Annotated in this window: 15 protein-coding genes; 3 read left to right on the top strand and 12 right to left on the bottom strand. The window is 70.7% G+C overall.

The window, feature by feature from the left end:
* Positions 1 to 87 precede the first annotated feature (87 nt).
* Together F1615_RS09995 and F1615_RS09990 are read right to left on the bottom strand one after the other, a co-directional pair.
* Positions 88 to 864 carry a TIGR03936 family radical SAM-associated protein gene (locus F1615_RS09995; RefSeq protein WP_149548527.1) on the bottom strand — a complete coding sequence of 259 codons (777 nt, stop codon included), beginning with the start codon at positions 862 to 864 and terminating at the stop codon, positions 88 to 90.
* A 48-nt stretch (positions 865 to 912) separates the two neighbouring features.
* On the bottom strand, positions 913 to 1,815 hold the full coding sequence (locus tag F1615_RS09990) for a hypothetical protein (protein ID WP_149548526.1): 903 nt from the start codon (positions 1,813 to 1,815) through the stop codon (positions 913 to 915).
* 265 nt (positions 1,816 to 2,080) lie between these two features.
* On the opposite strand from F1615_RS09990, the gene F1615_RS09985 reads away from it, so the two are divergent.
* The 3 genes from F1615_RS09985 to F1615_RS09975 all read left to right on the top strand — a co-directional run bounded on the left by F1615_RS09985 (position 2,081) and on the right by F1615_RS09975 (position 6,172).
* Positions 2,081 to 2,929, top strand: a complete 849-nt coding sequence (locus F1615_RS09985) for a hypothetical protein (RefSeq protein ID WP_149548525.1) — start codon at positions 2,081 to 2,083, stop codon at positions 2,927 to 2,929.
* Positions 2,930 to 3,369: 440 nt separating this feature from the next.
* Positions 3,370 to 5,061, top strand: coding sequence for a PP2C family protein-serine/threonine phosphatase (locus tag F1615_RS09980; protein ID WP_149548524.1), 1,692 nt, complete (start codon positions 3,370 to 3,372; stop codon positions 5,059 to 5,061).
* Positions 5,062 to 5,176: 115 nt separating this feature from the next.
* Positions 5,177 to 6,172, top strand: a complete 996-nt coding sequence (locus tag F1615_RS09975) for a terpene synthase family protein (RefSeq protein ID WP_149548523.1) — start codon at positions 5,177 to 5,179, stop codon at positions 6,170 to 6,172.
* A gap of 99 nt (positions 6,173 to 6,271) precedes the next feature.
* On the opposite strand, the gene F1615_RS09970 is transcribed toward F1615_RS09975, so the two are convergent.
* From F1615_RS09970 to folC, 10 genes are all read right to left on the bottom strand, one after another.
* Positions 6,272 to 8,230: a TIGR03960 family B12-binding radical SAM protein gene (locus F1615_RS09970; RefSeq protein ID WP_149548522.1), complete on the bottom strand. Its 1,959-nt coding sequence runs from the start codon at positions 8,228 to 8,230 to the stop codon at positions 6,272 to 6,274.
* A 101-nt stretch (positions 8,231 to 8,331) separates the two neighbouring features.
* On the bottom strand, positions 8,332 to 9,891 hold the full coding sequence (locus F1615_RS09965; RefSeq protein WP_149548521.1) for a CYTH and CHAD domain-containing protein: 1,560 nt from the start codon (positions 9,889 to 9,891) through the stop codon (positions 8,332 to 8,334).
* Between the two features lie 133 nt (positions 9,892 to 10,024).
* Positions 10,025 to 11,227 carry a rod shape-determining protein RodA gene (gene rodA, locus F1615_RS09960; RefSeq protein ID WP_149548520.1) on the bottom strand — a complete coding sequence of 401 codons (1,203 nt, stop codon included), beginning with the start codon at positions 11,225 to 11,227 and terminating at the stop codon, positions 10,025 to 10,027.
* Entirely contained in the window at positions 11,224 to 13,500 is a 2,277-nt protein-coding gene (gene mrdA, locus F1615_RS09955) for a penicillin-binding protein 2 (RefSeq protein ID WP_149548519.1), read from the bottom strand. The genes rodA and mrdA overlap by 4 nt, the downstream gene beginning before the upstream one ends.
* A gap of 114 nt (positions 13,501 to 13,614) precedes the next feature.
* Positions 13,615 to 14,283, bottom strand: coding sequence for a rod shape-determining protein MreD (gene mreD, locus F1615_RS09950; RefSeq protein WP_149548518.1), 669 nt, complete (start codon positions 14,281 to 14,283; stop codon positions 13,615 to 13,617).
* A 13-nt stretch (positions 14,284 to 14,296) separates the two neighbouring features.
* Positions 14,297 to 15,238: a rod shape-determining protein MreC gene (gene mreC / locus F1615_RS09945; protein WP_149548517.1), complete on the bottom strand. Its 942-nt coding sequence runs from the start codon at positions 15,236 to 15,238 to the stop codon at positions 14,297 to 14,299.
* Between the two features lie 171 nt (positions 15,239 to 15,409).
* The gene (locus F1615_RS09940) at positions 15,410 to 16,429 is read right to left on the bottom strand and encodes a rod shape-determining protein (RefSeq protein ID WP_024887540.1); all 1,020 of its coding nucleotides are present in this window, start codon (positions 16,427 to 16,429) and stop codon (positions 15,410 to 15,412) included.
* Positions 16,430 to 16,758: 329 nt separating this feature from the next.
* Complete coding sequence (gene ndk / locus F1615_RS09935; protein ID WP_037935232.1) at positions 16,759 to 17,172, bottom strand: nucleoside-diphosphate kinase; 414 nt, start codon at positions 17,170 to 17,172, stop codon at positions 16,759 to 16,761.
* Between the two features lie 65 nt (positions 17,173 to 17,237).
* On the bottom strand, positions 17,238 to 17,588 hold the full coding sequence (locus F1615_RS09930) for a DUF4233 domain-containing protein (protein WP_149548516.1): 351 nt from the start codon (positions 17,586 to 17,588) through the stop codon (positions 17,238 to 17,240).
* A 6-nt stretch (positions 17,589 to 17,594) separates the two neighbouring features.
* Positions 17,595 to 19,115: a bifunctional tetrahydrofolate synthase/dihydrofolate synthase gene (gene folC, locus F1615_RS09925; protein WP_149548515.1), complete on the bottom strand. Its 1,521-nt coding sequence runs from the start codon at positions 19,113 to 19,115 to the stop codon at positions 17,595 to 17,597.
* Positions 19,116 to 19,136: the final 21 nt, after the last annotated feature.

The raw sequence follows: 19,136 nt of genomic DNA, 5'->3' as shown, positions 1-19,136 counted from the left end.
GTCTTCTGGTCGGTGCGCTGCCCGACCCAGGTGGCTCCCGAGGTCGAGGGCGGCGCTTACGACGTCCGTCCCTACGCGGGACCTTCCTTACGCCGGCGCCGTCGCGGCGGCAGTGGCGCCGGCCGGATGCGGCTCGGTCGCTGCTGCCTCGCGGTCGGGCGCGAGCGGGTCGGTCACCGTGCCGGTCTCTTCATCGAACAGCCCCTGCGCCAGCCTGGTCACCGCTGCGGGGACCGGCGGCGCCAGGTCGGCCACGGCGCGGAGACCGGACAGGACGTCGTCGGGTCGTACGGCAGGCGTCACGTGCCGAACAACCAGCCGCAGTATCGCACAGGGCTGGTCGGTCGGCCTATCAGCCGGCGAGGAGTGCGTTTCCGCGCTCTCCAGGCTCACGACCGCGGAACGGGCGTCGAAGGTGCGGACGCCGTTCTTGGTCCGGCGCTGGACCTCGACGGCCGGGGCCGCGTTGAAGGCGTCCACCGCGCGGCGGGCGTCCTCGGGGCCGACGCCGTCCAGCCGCAGCTCCCACACGGAGGCCGTGAGCCGGTCGGCGAGGCCTGATGTGCGGGCCTCGACCGCCTCGACGATGTCGAGCCCGGCGGGCATCGACTCGTCGAGAAGGGCCCTGAGCCGCTCGGGGTCGCTCGGCTCGGTGAGCGCGATCTCCAGGTACTCCGCCTCACTGCCCGTGCCGGTGGGTGCGGCATTGGCGTACGACACCTTCGGGTGCGGCGTGAACCCCGCCGAGTACGCCATCGGCACCTCGGCGCGGCGCAACGCGCGCTCGAAGGCGCGCTGGAAGTCACGGTGGCTGGTGAACCGGAGGCGGCCGCGCTTGGTGTAACGCAGTCGGATGCGCTGCACCGCGGGTGCGGGCGGCGGGCCTTCGGGCTGTCGCTTGCCCAGTGTTCTTCAGTCCTTCGTGAGAGCGGTCGTACTGCTACCAAGAGTACGTGCCTCCGCGCCGGTGGGTTCCCGCCGGTGTGCGACCTGCGGCTTCCGCGGTGCGCCGAGCAGCATCCGGCGGACGTCGGCACGGGCCTGCCGGACCGACGCGCGGGCGGCGTCGAGGGCCTCCCGGCCGGCCCGGCCCACCGCGCGTGCGGCCCCGGCGGCCGGCCGCAGCACGGCGTCACGCACCGCATGCCCCACCGGAGTCAGCACACTCCGGTACACCCACCGCACCGGCTCCACGAAGACCCGTCGCAGGAGGGTGCCCAGGGCCCGCCCCACGGTGAGCGAGACATACCCGGCGACCCGCCAGGCGTGGCCGAGCGCGGCCCCGGCCTCCCGCGCGAGGACACCGAGCGCCCTCCCGGCCGGCGCCAGGAACCAGCACCACACCGCGAGCGCGGGCAGCACCAGCAGGATCCGGGCGGTCCAGTACAGCCCCGTGCCGATCCCGGCCCCGGCGGCGGCGAGCACGTGCCCGAACGGCGTCAGCACACGCGCGTACACCCACACGGCCGCATGCCCGAGCGGGGTCAGCACGCAGCGGTGGACGGCCAGGGCCGGAAGGACGACCAGCACCGTCCCGAGCCGGACCAGGAACCTGCCCAGCGGCACGAGCACATACCGCCACAGCCCCACGAACGGCCACACGAACACCGCACGCCCCACCCACAGCAGCGCCCGCCCGGCCGGCCGGAACACCGTGCCGTTCAGGAACCTCCCGGCGACGACCAGCGCGTCCCACACCGTCCGCACCGGGACGACCAGCACCAGCACCACGATCCGCACGGGGACGCGGATCACCACGACGAGGCACCCCTCACCACCCGCGGGCCGCTCCGGCCGCGACTTCTCGAGCTCCATACCCGCGGGGACGCCGCAGCGGCCCGCGTGGATCCCCCAACCCCGCGGCCATGCCCCTCATATGCTGAACACCAGTCGAAAAAACGGGAATTACTAGGCTTGTACAAAGCCATTTACCGCACGGCCATTCACTCGTTCGCCGCGCATCCAAGTGAAACAGCCGCCGTTAGTCGCTACATGAAGGCAAGCAGGTCAGGGCCGCCCCAACTGCACGTTGAATCAATGCTGTTGAATACTCCCACCGGCCCGATGAATCAATTCTGACATGAATGATGAACGCTATGACCCTCTCTGGTACAGCGCCGACGTCCCGGACCAGTTCAACGACGCGGGCACCGGACGGCACCGGGCCGGAGCCGTCTACGCGGAGCCCGTAGAACCGGCCGTTCCGCCCTGGGACCCTGCCATGGAGGCGGCCGTCCCGCCCTGGGACCCTGCCATGGAGGCGGCCGTCCCGCCCTGGGACCCCGCCGAGGAACTGGCCTATCTGCTCCAGGAGGCCCGCAGCGAGGAGTACGGCAGAACCGTGCCGCCCCCGCGCGAGGAGGCCCCGGTCACCGCACCCCCCGCCGGCAGCCCCATGGGCAACCTGCACGAGATCACGGCCGAGCTGCCACCCCTGCGCGCCGCTCCGCGAGGACACCGCAAACCCCCGCGCAAACGCCCCGACGCCCTGCGCGTCGCCAGCTATGTCATCGCCGCCATGGCAGCGGTCACCGTGTCGATGGTGAGCGTCTTCAGCGGCGTGGTCACCTACGAACCACTGCTCCTCGTCACCACGGCGCACAGCAGCGGAGCGTCATCGGCCTGGTGGCCCATCTTGGTCTACGGCCCGTGGCTGGCGGGCTCGTTGTCCATCCTGCGCGCCGCACTCCACCAACGACGCGCCCTGCACTCCTGGTTCGTCGTCCTGCTCTTCTCCTCCGTCGCGGTCCTGCTCTGCGTCGCCCAGGCGCCGCACACCATCACCGACACCGCCGCCGCGGCCCTGCCGGGCGTCGCCGCACTGGCCTGCTTCCAGCAACTGGTCCGCCAGATCACCCTCACCCGCCCGCCCCGCCGCACGGCCGCCCCCCGCCACCGCATCCGCCCGTACGGCCGCGAGGTCCCGTAGCACCCGGCCCGACCACGAGGAAGCGGCCCCCGCCGTCGACGGGGGCCGCTTTCTCCGTCACCGGCCTCGGTGCGTGTGACCGCTCGGCACCGGGGCCCGCGTTCTCGCGGAGCGACGCCCTCGTACCCGGCCCGACGCGGTCCGCCGGCCGGGTGTCTGGCGCAAGATCCGGAAAGTCACTAGCATGCGCAGGATCCGGCCACAGCCGGGCCGGTCAGGCCGTCTTCCCTGGAAGAGCGGGGGACGCTCCGCTGCGGGAACCCCGTTCACCTCTGGGAGGGAATGGTGCCGAAGTCCCGTAGTCTCTCGAACCGCCCCACTGGCTGGTTCCCGTCGGCCCCCCACAACGATGCGTGGCCCATCCGGCCAAGCACCGTTGATCGCTCGGAGGGAAGTAGTCCACGCCGCGACAGGGAGATCCAGTGAAAGACGTCGGGCCGGTGCGTACTGCCGCATTCCGGGGAAGCGAACCCGATGCCGGCGCCTTCCAGGCCAGCGCGAGCATCGTGCAGGCGGGATTCTTCTCCTGGGAGATCGCCACGGGCGAGGTGAGCTGCGATCCACTCACCCTCGCGCTGCACGACATGCCCGAGAACGGCCCGTCGGACATCTCGAGCTTCCTGGCCGCGGTGCACGAGTCCGATCTGGCCGATGTGCGCGATGCCCTGGGCCAGATAGCGCAATCCTGCGGCAACTACCAGATCGAGTACCGCGTCACCTCCTCCGACGGCAGGCACCGGTCCCTGGAAGCCCGGGGCCGCGTCCTGCCCGGCGCCGACGGGCTGCCGGCCCGCATGGTCGGAGTGGTCATGGACACCACGGCCGTCCATGAACGCCACGAGGCGGAGAAGCGGCGGCTGTACGAGCGCGCCACCCGCGACCGCTGGATGCGGGAGCTGACCGCGGCCCTGGCCGCCGCGGTGACGGTCAGGGACATCATGGCCGCCGCACAGGCGGGACTGCGTACCTTCGGAGCGGACGCACTGGCGGTGATCGCCCCGGAGGGAGACCGGTTGACCGTGGTGGCCTCGTGCGCCGACGACGAGCAGGGTGAGGATCCCCCGCGCGTCCCCGACGCCACGGCCCGCACACTCGTGGAGGAGTCACTCGACCGCAGGGCGCCCGTCCTCATCGGCTCCGCGGACGCGCTGATCACCGGTCATCCGCACCTGGCACCGCTCGCGCGGTCGGCCCCGCAGGCGTGGGCGGCACTGCCGCTCACGGACTCGCGCGGCCGCGTCAGCTCCTGTCTCGTCAGTTTCCCCGAGCCGCAGGAGTTCCAGCCGGAGGAGCGGGCCCTCCTGGTCGCCGCCATGGGACTGCTCGCCCAGTCACTGGAGCGAGCCGGCATGTACGAGTCGGAACACGCGCTGGCCACCGAACTTCAGCGCGGCATGCTGCCGCGCGGGCCGCTCACGGCGCCGGGCGTGACCATCGCCGCCCGCTACCAGGCCGCCACCTCCGGCATGTGGATCGGCGGCGACTGGTACGACGCCATCAGCCTGCCCGACGGCGGCGTGGCACTGGTCATCGGAGACGTGCAGGGACACAGCGTTCACGCCGCGTCCCTCATGGGGCGGCTGCGCACCGCCGTGCACGCCTACGCGAACGAAGGACACCCGCCGGCAGCGGTCCTGGAGCGCACCAACCGCCTGCTGGCCGAACTGAACACCGACCCGGACAGGGCCCTGTTCGCCACGTGCTGCTACATCGCGCTCGACCCCGCCGACGGAACACTCCGGGTGTGCCGGGCGGGCCATCCGGCCCCAGCTCTCATCACCCCCCACGCGCCGCCGCGCCTCCTGGAGGTCCCGGGCGGCCTTCCCCTGGGGATCGAGCGGGAGCAGCGGTACCCGACCACCCGCCTGCGCATCGCTCCCGGCAGCGTGCTCGCGCTGACCACCGACGGCCTGCTCGAGGCCGTGAACAAGGACATCGACCAGGGCACGGAGAGGTTTCTCCGGGGTCTGGTGGACGCTCCCACGGCGGACCTGGAGACCCTTGTCGACGAACTCCTCGCCGGTACGCGCAAGGCCCATGGCCTGGGCGACGACGTCGCTCTGCTCCTGGCTCGTCTGAACGGCCCGGCCGCCGCCGAGACCGCCGTCCAACGCCGTCCACAGGCAAGGTAATTTACGTCGACGGCTGGGACTGTCCGGTCATACTCCATGCGCGGCCCCGAACATGCCGCATCGGCACCGCACCGGCTGTCGCGCGTGGCGGATTCACGGAGAAGCGAGCTGACGTATGGACACTTTCCGAATTCCGGACCTGCGCACACCCGTACCGGCAGCGCTCAATCCGGAACTCCAGCAGGCCACGGTGGCCACTGACGCCTGGCTGGACGAGTTCGGTCTGGTGCCCACCGAGGAGGCACGCCGGCATGTGCGGCGCACCCGTGTGGACCGGCTCACCGCATGGCTGTGCCCGAACGCCTCACGGGAGGCCCTGACACTGATCACCCAGTGGAACGCGTGGCTGTTCCAGCTGGACGACCAGTTCGACGACGACCCGGTGCGCGGCTATCAGCCCGAGCGGTGGCGGGAGGCGTTCGGACCGCTGTTCGCCGTCCTCGACGGAACCGTCACGGACGGGCGGCTCGCGCGCTCCCTGGCCGATCTGTGGCACCGCACGGCAGCCGTCCGTTCCCCCGAGTGGCAGCGAAGATTCGCCCCGCACCTGCTGTGGTACTTCGACAGCTACCGGGCCGAGATGATCCATCGGGAGGAAGGCCGCGTACCCGGCCTGCAGCAGTATCTCGCCCACCGCCGCGCCTCGTTCGCGTTCGACGCCGTCCTGGACCTGATGGAGATCGGTACCGGTGTCGACCTGCCCGACCGACTCCACGCACACCCGTCCTACGCGGACCTGCGGGAGGCGGTCATCTACGCGAACGCCTGCATCAACGACCTCTACTCGCTGCCCAAGGAACTCGCGCACGACTACGCCTTCAACGCCGTCACGGTGATCGGCCACCATCACCGGTGCGGCCTGCAGGAGGCGGCGGAGCGCGTGGCCGTGATGCAGGCCGGATACGTCCAGCGGATCCTCGACCTCGAGCAGGTCCTGCCCGGGCGGCTGACGCGAGACGGCCTCTCCGGCGACGCCGTCGAGGACGCGCAGCGCTGTGTCAGGGACTTCCACGCGCTCACCGCCGGGAACGTCGCCTGGTCGAAGGAGACCGGACGCTACGCGGAGATCGAGACCGAACCGACCTACCTGACGGACCTGTTCATTCCGTAGGCCTCAGGGCCCGGGCGGCCGGGACATCGCCGCGGAGAGGGCCTCGGGGCCCGAGCGCAATGCCTCGGGCACCGAGGCCCTCCCGTGCGGCTTCTCGCGTCAGTGGGCGTGCTCGCTGGTCGCAGGCTTCTTGACGGTCAGGGGCAGCAGCTTCTTGCCCGTCGGGCCGATCTGGATGCTCGTGTCCATCTGCGGGCACACGCCGCAGTCGAAGCACGGGGTCCAGCGGCAGTCCTCGACCTCGGTCTCGTCGAGGGCGTCCTGCCAGTCCTCCCAGAGCCAGTCCTTGTCGAGGCCGGAGTCGAGGTGGTCCCAGGGGAGGACCTCCTCGTAGGTGCGCTCGCGGGTCGTGTACCAGTCGACGTCCACGCCGAACTCCGCCAGCGCCTTGTCCGCGCACGCCATCCAGCGGTCGTAGGAGAAGTGCTCGCGCCAGCCGTCGAAGCGGCCGCCGTCCTCGTAGACGGCGCGGATGACCGCGCCGATGCGGCGGTCGCCGCGGGAGAGCAGGCCCTCGACGATGCCGGGCTTGCCGTCGTGGTAGCGGAAGCCGATCGAGCGGCCGTACTTCTTGTCGCCGCGGATCCTGTCGCGGAGCTTGGCGAGGCGCTCGTCCGTCTGCTCGGCCGACAGCTGCGGGGCCCACTGGAAGGGGGTGTGCGGCTTGGGCACGAAGCCGCCGATGGAGACCGTGCAGCGGATGTCGTTGGAGCCGGACACCTCGCGGCCCTTGGCGATCACGCGGGTGGCCATGTCGGCGATCTGCAGGACGTCGTCGTCGGTCTCGGTGGGCAGGCCGCACATGAAGTACAGCTTCACCTGGCGCCAGCCGTTGCCGTAGGCCGTCGCGACCGTCCTGATCAGGTCCTCCTCCGAGACCATCTTGTTGATGACCTTGCGGATGCGTTCCGAGCCGCCCTCCGGGGCGAAGGTGAGGCCCGAGCGGCGGCCGTTGCGGGTCAGCTCGTTCGCCAGGTCGATGTTGAAGGCGTCGACGCGGGTGGAGGGGAGGGAGAGGCCGATCTTGTCCTCCTCGTAGCGGTCGGCCAGGCCCTTGGCGACGTCGCCGATCTCGGAGTGGTCGGCCGAGGACAGGGAGAGCAGGCCCACCTCTTCGAAGCCCGTCGCCTTCAGTCCCTTGTCGACCATCTCGCCGATGCCGGTGATCGACCGCTCCCGGACCGGGCGGGTGATCATGCCGGCCTGGCAGAAGCGGCAGCCCCGGGTGCAGCCGCGGAAGATCTCCACGGACATGCGCTCGTGGACGGTCTCGGCGAGCGGGACGAGGGGCTGCTTGGGGTAGGGCCACTCGTCGAGGTCCATCACGGTGTGCTTGGAGACCCGCCACGGGACGCCCGACCTGTTCGGCACGACACGGGCGATACGGCCGTCGGGGAGGTACTCGACGTCGTAGAAGCCGGGGACGTAGACCCCGCCGGTCCTCGCCAGGCGGAAGAGGAGTTCCTCGCGGCCGCCGGGGCGGCCCTCCTCCTTCCAGGCGCGGATGATCCGCGTGACCTCCAGGACGGCCTGCTCGCCGTCGCCGATGACGGCGCAGTCGATGAAGTCGGCGATCGGCTCGGGGTTGAAGGCGGCGTGGCCGCCGGCCATGACGATCGGGTCGTCGAGCGTCCGGTCCCTGGCCCGGAGGGGGATGCCGGAGAGGTCCAGGGCGGTGAGCATGTTGGTGTAGCCGAGCTCGGTGGAGAAGCTCAGGCCGAACACGTCGAAGGCCTTCACCGGACGGTGGCTGTCGACGGTGAACTGCGGGACGTGGTGCTCCCGCATCAGCGCCTCGAGGTCGGGCCAGACGCTGTAGGTGCGCTCGGCGAGGACCCCGTCCTGTTCGTTGAGGACCTCGTAGAGGATCATGACGCCCTGGTTGGGCAGTCCGACCTCGTACGCGTCCGGGTACATGAGCGCCCAGCGGACGTCGCAGGAGTCCCAGTCCTTGACCGTGGAGTTGAGCTCTCCGCCGACGTACTGAATCGGCTTCTGCACATGCGGGAGCAGAGCTTCGAGCTGCGGGAACACAGACTCGGCGGCTTCGGCAGGCATCTCGCGAACCTTCGTGTGGTGACTGCGGGGTCCCCCGGCCGGAGGCTGGGGGCGGGTGACCATCCAGCGTAACCCGGCCGACGGGGTCCCCCGTACGTCGCTCAGACGGCGGTCCGCTTGCTGATCGCGGACCACGTTTCGGGGAGTGCGGCCTCGGCGAGCTGCGCGCGGTGTTCCTCACGGCCGTGGAGGACGCCGTAGGTGAAGTCGCTCTCCCCCGCCGCGTGGGCGACGGCGGCGAGCTCGCGGAGGGTCTGGCGGGCCATGACGCTGTCCTGGTGGTCGCCGAGCAGGCCTTGGAGCGACTTCATGGACTTGACCAGGTCGTTCGCCGGTTTGCCGAGAGCGGGGGCGGCGGCCTCGGCGGCGTAGCGGGTGCGCTTGGTCTTCTTGCGGGCCTCGTGCAGGGCGACGTCGCGGTCGGTGCCGGGCGGGAGGTCGAGGGCCTGGGTGACGAGGCCGGCGACTGTGCCGAAGTCCTTGCGCAGGGCCTTGGTGAGGGTCTTCGCCGGTTCGGCTCCGGCTTTCTTGCGCAGCGGCGGGTCTGCGAGCAGGGCGTCCAGGGTGTCGAGGAGGGTGAGGTAGCGGCGGGAGTCGAGGATGCCGGTGAGGCGGCCGTGGGCTCCGCTGTGCCGCGCCCGGGACCAGGCGGTGAGGCGGTCGGCGACGGGGCCGTGGACGAGAGTGTCGGGGAGGTCGGCGAGGGAGGTGGTGAGGCGTTCGGCGAGGACCTCCTGGTCGCGGTCCACGCCCAGCGCGTCGGCCAGCCATTTCAGGTCCTCGGCGACGGGGTCGGTCGTCTCGCGGTCGAGAACGTCACGGAAGGTGCGGAAGGTGCTGCGCAGGCGGCGGGTGGCGACCCTCATGCGGTGGACGGAGTCGGGGACGTCCTGGCGTACGGCGGGGTCGAGCTCGACGAGGGCGTCGCGCTGGGCGCGGACGTAGGCGAGGACGTGGTCCCCGGCGGTGACGGGTTCGCCCACCGTCCGTGAGCGCCGCTTCTTCTTCGGGGCCGCCTCGGGGGCCGTGGCGGGGGCGGGTGCCGTCGCGGCCGTGGTGCCGGCCGGTGCGGTCTCGGCGAGTGCCCTGGCCAGTTTGGAGGTCGATTCCGAGGGGCGTACGCCGGCCTTGCGCAGGCGTTTTTCGACCTTGTCGAGGAAGGCGGGGTCGCCGTCGTCGGCGAGTTCGACCTCGATCTCGGTCCACTGGGCGGTGCCGCCGCCGTGGGTGAGGCGTTCGGCGCGGACGGTGTCGACGCTGACCTCGGCGAGCAGCCGGCCGTCGGAGTCGGCCAGGTGTCGTACCTCGCGGTCGGAGCGCAGCCGGACGACGGGCAGCAGTTCGTGGTCGCGGACGCGGGAGCGGACGAGGGCGGCCAGTTCGTCCGGGAGGGTGTCGGAGAGCGGGGCGCGGATCTCGTCGCGCACCCCGGGGGCGACCGGGAACTTCAGGTGCCAGCCGGCGTCCGAGCCGCCGGTGCGGCGGCGCAGGGTGACGGCCGACGCGGCGAGGCGTTCGTCGGCTGTGTCGTGGTAGGTGGCGTCGAGGTGGGTGACGCCCTTGTCGAGTACGGATGCCACGCCGGGAACGCGGGTCAGGTCGGGCAGTCCGCCGTCGCCGGTCTCGTACTTTCGCTCGATCTCGCGCTTGGTGTCCGCCATGAACCGAACCTATCCGCCGTGGACCGATCTAGTCGCCGTGGACCGGTCCGGACCGGTCCGGTCGCCGTGGGTGCGGAGCGGAGCGGTGGGCCGCTCCGCACCGGTGACGCGCGGGCCGGGCGCGGGCCGGCCGCTACGCGGACATCGGCCGCTGTATCCGGATGGACTGGAGCAGGCCCACGGCCAGCCATGTGGCGAACATGGAGGAGCCCCCGTAGGAGACGAACGGCAGGGGCAGTCCGGTGACCGGCATGATGCCCAGGGTCATGCCGATGTTCTCGAAGGTCTGGAAGGCGAACCAGGCGACGATGCCGGCGGCGACGATGGTGCCGTACAGGTCGGTGGTGTCGCGGGCGATGCGGCAGGCGCGCCAGAGGATGATGCCGAGCAGGCCGATGATCAGTGCGCCGCCGACGAAGCCGAGTTCCTCTCCGGCGACGGTGAAGACGAAGTCGGTCTGCTGCTCGGGCACGAACTGGCCGGTGGTCTGGGAGCCGTGGAAGAGGCCGGAGCCGGTCAGTCCGCCGGAGCCGATGGCGATGCGGGCCTGGTTGGTGTTGTAGCCGACGCCGGCGGGGTCGAGCTCGGGGTTGGCGAAGGCGGCGAACCGGTTGATCTGGTATTCGTCGAGGATGCCGACCTGCCAGACGGTGATCGCGCCGGCCGCGCCGGCGCCGAGGAGGCCGAAGACCCATCGGTTGGAGGCGCCGGAGGCGAGCAGTACGCCGAGCACGATGACGACCATGACCATGACCGACCCGAGGTCGGGCATGAGCATCACGATCAGCATGGGGACGACGGCCAGGCCGAGTGCCTGGAGGACCGTGCGGTGGTCGGGGTAGGGCTTGTCGCCGGCGTCGACCCTGGCGGCGAGCAGCATCGCCATGCCCAGGATGATCGTGATCTTCACGAACTCGGAGGGCTGGAGGGAGAAGCCGCCGGGGAGCTTGATCCAGGAGTGGGCGCCGTTGATGGTGGAGCCCAGCGGTGTGAGCACGAGCAGGATCAGGAAGACGGAGGCGCCGTACAGCAGGGGCACGGCGGTGCGCAGGGCGCGGTGGCCGAGCCAGAGGGCGCCGACCATCAGGGCGAGTCCGATCCCGGTGTTCAGCCAGTGCCGGACCAGAAAGTAGTAGGGGTCGCCCTGGTTGAGCTCGGTGCGGTTGCGGGTGGCCGACCAGACCAGGAGCGAGCCCAGCAGGGACAGGGCGAGGGCCGACAGCAGTATCGGCCAGTCGAGGCGGCGGGCCAGGGAGTCGCGGGCGAGGACCCGTGTCCAGCCGGCCCGCTCGGGTCCGTATCCGGAGACCTGGAAGCTGTTGACGCCGCCGGTCATGACGCCGTCCTCCGTGTGCCGCTCCGGCCGCCCCGTCGTCGCTCGCGGCGGCGGGTGTCGCGGTTGGTGTTCTCCGGTGAGGGGACCGTGCCCGGCTGCTGCGGGTCGGCGGGGTCGTCCTGCGGGGTGGTGGCCCCCGCGTCCGGGGAGGGCTCGACCCGGTCCTTCGCGGGGTCCTTGGAGACCTTCGGGGCCTTGATGGTGCCGTCCGTGCGGACCTTGGGGAGGGTCTTCTGCGGTGTGGGCAGCAGCGCCTTCTTGTTGTCGATCTCGCCGTCCTCGGAGACGCCGTACAGGGCGTTGTAGATGTTGCGCACGGCGGGGCCCGAGGCGCCGGAGCCCGTACCACCCTGGGAGATCGTCATGACGATCGAGTAGTCCTCGGTGTAGGTGGCGAACCACGAGGTGGTCTGCTTGCCGTACACCTCGGCGGTACCGGTCTTGGCGTGCATCGGGATCTCGTCCTGCGGCCAGCCCCCGAATCGCCACGCGGCCGTACCGCGGGTGGCGACTCCCTCGAGGGCTTCGTCTATCTGGCTGAGGGTCTGCTTCGTCATCGGCAGTTTGCCGTGCGGCTTGGGCTCGATCTCCGTGACGGTCCTGCCGTCGGGGCTGATGACGGCCTTGCCGACGGTGGGGTCGTAGAGGGTGCCGCCGTTGGCGATGGCCGCGTAGACGGTGGCCATCTGGATGGGGGTGACGAGGGTGTCGCCCTGGCCGATGGAGTAGTTGACGGAGTCACCGGCGCGCAGCCGGTTGCCTTCGAGGCAGTTCTCGTAGGCGATGCGCTCGGCGTAGCTGCCGTCCTTCTTTCCGGTCTTGCACCAGACGTCCTTGTTGGCCTTCCAGTAGTCCAGCTTCCACTGGCGGTCGGGGACGCGGCCGGTGACCTCGTTGGGCAGGTCGATGCCGGTCTCCTCGCCGAGGCCGAACTGGTGGGAGGTCTTGTAGAACCAGTCGTCGGGGTTCTTCTTCGGCTTGTTGCCGCCGTCGCGCTTCCACTCCTCGTGGGAGAGGGCGTAGAAGACGGTGTCGCAGGAGACCTCGAGGGCGCGGCCGAGGCTGATGGGGCCGTGGTTCTGGGATTCGAAGTTCTTGAAGACCTGGCTGCCGATGGAGTACGAGCTGGAGCAGTTGTAGGGGCCTTCGAAGGAGTACCCGGCGTTGATCGCGGCGGCCGTCGGGATCACCTTGAAGATGGAGCCGGGTGCCGACTGGCCCTGGATGGCGCGATTGAGCAGCGGGTAGTTGGACTCCTTGCCGGTGAGGGCGGCGTAGTCCTTGGCGGAGATGCCGCCGACCCAGGCGTTGGGGTCGTAGGTGGGGTTGGAGGCCATGGCGACGACGCGGCCGGTCTTGGCCTCCATGACGACGACGGCGCCGGAGTCGGCCTCGTAGGTGCGGTTGGTGTTGCGGTCGTGCTGCTTGCGGGCTTCCTTCATCGCCTCGTTCAGCTCGTACTCGGCGATGCGCTGGACGCGGGCGTCGATGCTGGTGACGAGGTTGGCGCCGGGCTCGGCGGGGTCGGCCTCGGCCTGGCCGAGGACGCGGCCGAGCTTGTCGACCTCGTACCGCGTGACGCCGGCCTTGCCGCGCAGCTGCTTGTCGTACTGGCGCTCGAGGCCGGAGCGGCCGACCATGTCGGAGCGCAGGTACGGCGAGTCGGTGTCCTGTGCCTTCTGGATCTCCTCGTCGGTGACGGGCGACAGGTAGCCGAGGACCTGGGCGGTGTTGGCCTTGCCGGGGGCCGCGTAGCGGCGCACGGCCTGGGGTTCCGCGGTGATGCCGGGGAAGTCCTCGGCGCGCTCGCGGATCTGCAGGGCCTGCTTGGGGGTGGCCTCGTCGGTGATGGGGATGGGCTGGTACGGCGAGCCGTTCCAGCAGGGCTGGGGGGTCTTGGCGTCGCAGAGCCGGACCTTCTCGCCGACCTCCTTGGCGCTCATGCCGAGGACGCCGGCGAGTTTGGTGAGGACCGCCTTGCCGTCGTCCCTCATCTTCAGCAGCTCGGTGCGGGAGGCGGAGACGACCAGCCGCGTCTCGTTGTCCGCGAGGGCCACTCCGCGCGCGTCCAGGATGGAGCCGCGGACCGCGGGCTGGACGACCTGCTGGACGTGGTTGCCGGAGGCCTCCTTGGCGTACTGGTCGCCCTCGCGGATCTGGAGGTACCACAGGCGCCCGCCGAGGGTGCCGAGGAGGGAGACGACGAGGACCTGGATGACGACGAGCCGGATCTGGACCCGTGGGCTGCGGCCGGTCTCGGGGATGTTGGTCACGCGGCTTCCTCCCCTCTCAGAGCGCGTGCGCGGGTGCGGGTACGAGTGGTGAACGGCCGGTACGCGGGCCGGCGTTCCGCCGCCGTTCACCCGTTCCGGTGAAGTTCCGCCGGGTCACAGGCGCTTGACCCCCTTGATGCGTCCGGCGCGCGCCATCCGGGCCCGGGCCGCCTTGACGCGCAGTCCGCCGCGCTGGCCGCCGATGCGCAGTCCGGTGCCGCCGGACAGCCAGCCGGAGGAGATGTCACCGGACGGGGTGGAGCCCGTCTCGGCGAGCGGATCGTTCTCGGCGCGCCGGGCCAGGGCCATGACGCCGGGGACGACGAACGGCGCGAGCAGCAGGTCGTACAGGGCGGCGGTGAACAGCAGCCCGCTCAGGCCGACATGACGGGCCGCGGTGTCGCCGACGAGGGCGCCGACACCGGCGTAGAGCAGGGTGGAGCCGACCGCGGCGGCGACGACCACGACCATGGGGCCGGTGGCCGACTTCACCTGGCCGCTCTCGGGTTTGACGAGTCCGGCGAGGTAGCCGATGACGCACAGCACGAGGGCGTAGCGGCCGGCGGCGTGGTCGGCGGGTGGGGCGAGGTCGGCGAGGAGACCGGCGGCGAAGCCGACGAGGGCGCCGCCGACATGGCCGTAGACCAGGGCGAGGCCGAGGACGGTGAGCAGCAGCAGGTCGGGGACGGCGCCGGGCAGGTGGAGGCGGGCGAGGACGCTCACCTGGATCACCAGGGCGACGACGATCAGCGAGCTGGAGAGCAGGATCCGGTTGACGCGCATGGGGTGACAGCTCCTACTGCTCTTGCTGGTTCAGGCCGTCGGCAGGGGCGGAGGGGGTGACGGTCACCGTCACGGTCGGCGTGGGGGTCGGCTTGGGCTTCTTGGGCAGCACCGTGTCGCGCGGGTCCTTCTCGGGTGCCTGGACGACGACGCCGACCACGTCGAGCTTGCTGAAGCTGACGAACGGCGTGACGTAGAGGGTGCGGGTGAGGTCGCCGCCGGAGGGGTCGACGCGGGAGACGACGCCCACGGGAACGCCGGGGACGAAGGGCTTGTCGGCCTGCGAGCCGAAGGTGACCAGCCGGTCGCCCTTCTTGATCTCGGCCTTGCCGTTGAGCAGTTCGACGCGCAGCGGGCGGTCGCCCTGGCCGGAGGCGAAGCCGAGTTCGTCGCCGGCCTCCATGCGGGTGCCGACGGTGAAGTCGGGGTCGCTGGCGAGCAGCACGGTGGCGGTGTTCGGGCCGACGGTGGTGACGCGGCCGACGAGTCCGTCGCCGTTGAGGACGGTCATGTCGCGCTTGATGCCGTCGTTCGCTCCGGCGTCGATGGTGATGGTCCAGGAGAAGCCCTGGGCCGCTCCTATGGCGATGACCTGGGCGCCCTTGATGCCGTACTGGCCCTTGCCGGAGATCTTCAGCAGTTTGTCGAGCTGGGCGAGGCGGCTGCGGCCGCGGTCGTCGCTGCCGAGTTCGGCCTTGAGCGCGGCGTTCTCCCGCTCCAGTGCGGCCAGCCGGTCGTGCCGGTCGCCGGACTCGCGGACGGCGGTGACCGCGTTGCCGATCGGGTCGACCGCGCTGGACACGCCGTTCTCGATCGGGCCGAAGACGGTCGCCGCGGCCTGCCGGGCACCGTCGACCGGTGAATCCTCCCCGCCGCGGATGTCCACCGTGATCAGTGCGAACGCGATGGCGATCAGCAGCACCAGGAGCAGCCGGCTCTCTCGTGTGTCCCTCACGTGCGGCGGCCGTGCCTTCCTCGTCGAGAACGGGTGTGCGGTGTGGTCTTGTTCAGGTGCCGGGCGGTGACGGTCGAGTCTCGCGCGGCTCGCGGGCGGGCCGGTGGCTCCATACCAGCGCTCCGCCGTACGAGAGGAGAACGTCCCGTACGGCGGAGTCGAGGAGTCGTGTCATCTGCGGGGCTGGGCGTCCAGCACCTGCTGGAGCGCCTCGAATTCCTCGACGCACTTGCCGGAGCCGAGCGCCACGCTGTCCAGCGGGTCCTCGGCGATGTGGATCGGCATGCCCGTCTCCCGGCGCAGCCGCTCGTCGAGGCCGCGCAGCAGGGCACCGCCGCCGGTCAGCACGATGCCCCGGTCCATGATGTCGCCGGACAGCTCCGGCGGGCACTTGTCGAGGGTCGTCTTGACCGCGTCCACGATGGCGTTGACGGGTTCCTCGATCGCCTTGCGGACCTCGGCCGCGGAGATGACGACGGTCTTGGGCAGTCCGGACACCAGGTCCCGGCCACGGATTTCGGTGTGCTCGTCGGTGTCGAGGTCGTACGCCGAACCGATCGTGATCTTGATCTGCTCGGCCGAGCGCTCACCCAGCAGGAGCGAGTACTCCTTCTTGATGTGCTGGATGATCGCGTTGTCCAGTTCGTCGCCCGCGACGCGGATGGACTGGGCGGTGACGATGCCGCCGAGGGAGATGACCGCGACCTCCGTGGTGCCGCCGCCGATGTCCACCACCATGTTGCCGGTGGCCTCGTGGACCGGCAGCCCGGAGCCGATGGCGGCGGCCATGGGCTCCTCGATGATGTGCACCTGGCGGGCGCCGGCCTGCGACGACGCCTCGATGACGGCGCGGCGCTCGACGCCGGTGATGCCCGAGGGCACACACACGACGACCCGCGGACGAGCCAGATACCGCCGCTTGTGGATCTTCAGGATGAAGTAGCGGAGCATCCGCTCGGTGATCTCGAAGTCGGCGATGACGCCGTCCTTCAGCGGACGCACGGCAACGATGTTGCCGGGCGTGCGCCCGATCATCTTCTTCGCTTCGGCGCCGACCGCGAGGATGCCGCCGGTGTTGGTGTTGATCGCGACGACGGACGGCTCGTTCAGTACGATCCCACGACCCCTGACGTACACCAGCGTGTTGGCGGTCCCGAGGTCGACAGCCATGTCACGGCCGATGAACGACATTGAGTTCCCCATCAGGATTCGTCTGGCCTTCCCACGAGCTTTTGAGGGCTTTTCAGGTTGGCGGGGTGGGTGCGGTGACGTGAAGGCTTCCATCGTAGACGCGCCTTCGCGAACACCGCGCGAGGGTCTTCGCCATTGTCGTCAGACGGCGCGTCGCGCTGCTCCTGGAGACGGGCCATCGGGGGCATCCGTTCCCCCGAACGCCGCGCATATGCCAAAAATGGTCCGGGGGCAAAGCCCCCAGACCATCCGACAGACGGCAAAGGTACTGTACGCGGCCGCGACGTGATCGTTATGCGCGAGATCCACGCACGACCGGCCGTACGACGTTACGCGCGGCCCGGGAAGAAGATCTTCACCTCGCGCTCGGCGGACTCCTCGGAGTCGGAGGCGTGGATCAGGTTCTCCCGGACGATCACACCGAAGTCGCCGCGGATCGAACCCGGCTCGGCGGCGATCGGGTCCGTGGGACCCGCCAGCCGGCGCACCCCCTCGATGACCCGCTCGCCCTCGACGATCAGGGCCACGACCGGGCCGGAGGCCATGAACTCCACGAGCGGCTCGTAGAACGGCTTGCCCTTGTGCTCGCCGTAGTGCTGCTCCAGCGTGTCCTGGTCCAGGGTGCGCAGCTCCAGCGCGGTGATCTGCCAGCCGGCCTTGCGCTCGATACGGCTGATGATCTCGCCGGTCAGGCCACGACGGACGGCGTCGGGCTTGAGGAGGACGAGGGTGCGCTGGGTCACGACGGAGCTCCTTGTGCGTGAAGTGGTGCGGAGTGACGAGGTTACCGGGCGTGTCGGGGCCGGTGTCACGCAGCGTCAGGCTGGTCCGCCCGGGCGGCGAAACGGGCCTTCGCTTCGTCCACCTTCCGCCCGAAGTGCACCGATGCCCACCACAGGAGCGCGAAGACCGCGCCCAGGAAGAACATCACCGGGACGAAGACACCGGAGGCGATGAGGGCGATCTGCAGCGCCCAGCCGAGCGCCACCCCGCCCGGCCGCGTGATCACCCCGCACAGGGCCACGGACAGGAACATCGCGATGCCGCAGACCGTCCACACCGTGCCGGTGGACAGGTCCGGGTCCTTCATCGCGACCAGCCCGGCGAAACCGATGACGAAGAACTCGCCGATCAGGGTCGAAGCACAGAGCGTACGCACGGGATCTCAGCCCTTCCCCAGGAGCAGTCGGGCCTCGCCGACGGTGATGACGGAACCGGTGACGAGCACACCGCCGCCCGCGAACTCGCCCTCCTCCTCGGCCAGCGTGATCGCGGCCTCGAGCGCGTCCGGCAGCCGCGGTTCGACCTGGACGCGGTCCTCGCCGAACACCTCGACGGCGATCGCGGCCAGTTCGTCGGCGTCCATCGCGCGATGGCTGGAGTTCTGGGTGACGACGACCTCGGCGAAGACCGGTTCGAACGCCTCCAGCAGCCCGCGCACGTTCTTGTCGCCGCTCGCGCCGACCACGCCGATGAGCCGGCTGAACTCGAACGCCTCCTCGATCGCCCCGGCCGCCGCCCGCGCGCCCGCCGGGTTGTGCGCGGCGTCCAGGACCACGGTCGGCGACCGCCGTACCACCTCCATCCGGCCCGGCGAGGCGACGGCGGCGAACGCCTTGCGCACGGTGTCGATGTCGAGCCGCCCCTGACGCTGGGCGCCCACGCCGAAGAACGCCTCCACGGCGGCGAGCGCCACGGCCGCGTTGTGCGCCTGGTGCGCGCCGTGCAGCGGGAGGTACACCTCGGTGTACTCGCCGCCCAGCCCGCGCAGGGTCACCTGCTGGCCGCCGACCGCGACCTGCCGGGCGACGACCCCGAACTCCAGGCCCTCACGGGCCACCGTGGCGTTCACCTCGACGGCCTTCTTCAGCAGCACCTGAGCGGCGTCCACCGGCTGCTGCGCCAGGATCACGGTCGCGTCCCGCTTGACGATGCCCGCCTTCTCGGTGGCGATCTCCGCGGGCGTGGTGCCGAGCCGGTCGGTGTGGTCGAGGTCGATCGGCGTCACCACGGCGACGCCGGCGTCGATCACGTTCGTCGCGTCCCAGCTGCCGCCCATGCCGACCTCGACGACCGCCACGTCCACGGGGGCGTCGGCGAACGCGGCGTACGCCATGCCGGTGAGCACCTCGAAGAAGGACAGCCGGTACTCCTGACGGGAGTCGACCATCTCGACGTACGGCTTGATGTCCCGGTACGTCTCGATGAACCGCTCGGCGGAGACCGGCGCCCCGTCGAGGCTGATCCGCTCGGTGATCGACTGCACGTGCGGGGAGGTGTAGCGGCCGGTCCGCAGCTCGAAGGCACCGAACAGGGCCTCGATCATGCGGGCGGTGGAGGTCTTGCCGTTGGTGCCGGTGATGTGGATCGACGGGTACGAGCGCTGCGGCTCGCCCAGGACGTCCATCAACGCGGAGATGCGGGCGACCGAGGGCTCCAGCTTGGTCTCGCCCCAGCGGGTGGCGAGCTCCGCCTCCACCTCGCGCAGGGCCTTGTCGACCTCGGGATCCTCGGGGCGCGCGGGCACGTCCGCCTGCGGCGGGCCCCCCTGGGTGCGCAGGGTGCGGCTGCCGGCCTCGATCACCGCGAGGTCGGGGTCACGGCGGGTCTCCTCCTCGACGAGCTCCGCGAACTCGTCAAAGGTGTCGTCCGGGTCGGGACCTGCTGATTCTGGGCGCTCGCTCACGGTCCCCAGTCTACGGAGCGG

Source organism: Streptomyces marokkonensis, from assembly GCF_008312835.1.
Classification (GTDB): Bacteria; Actinomycetota; Actinomycetes; order Streptomycetales; family Streptomycetaceae; genus Streptomyces; species Streptomyces marokkonensis_A.
This window is presented reverse-complemented; position numbering and strand designations above follow the sequence as displayed.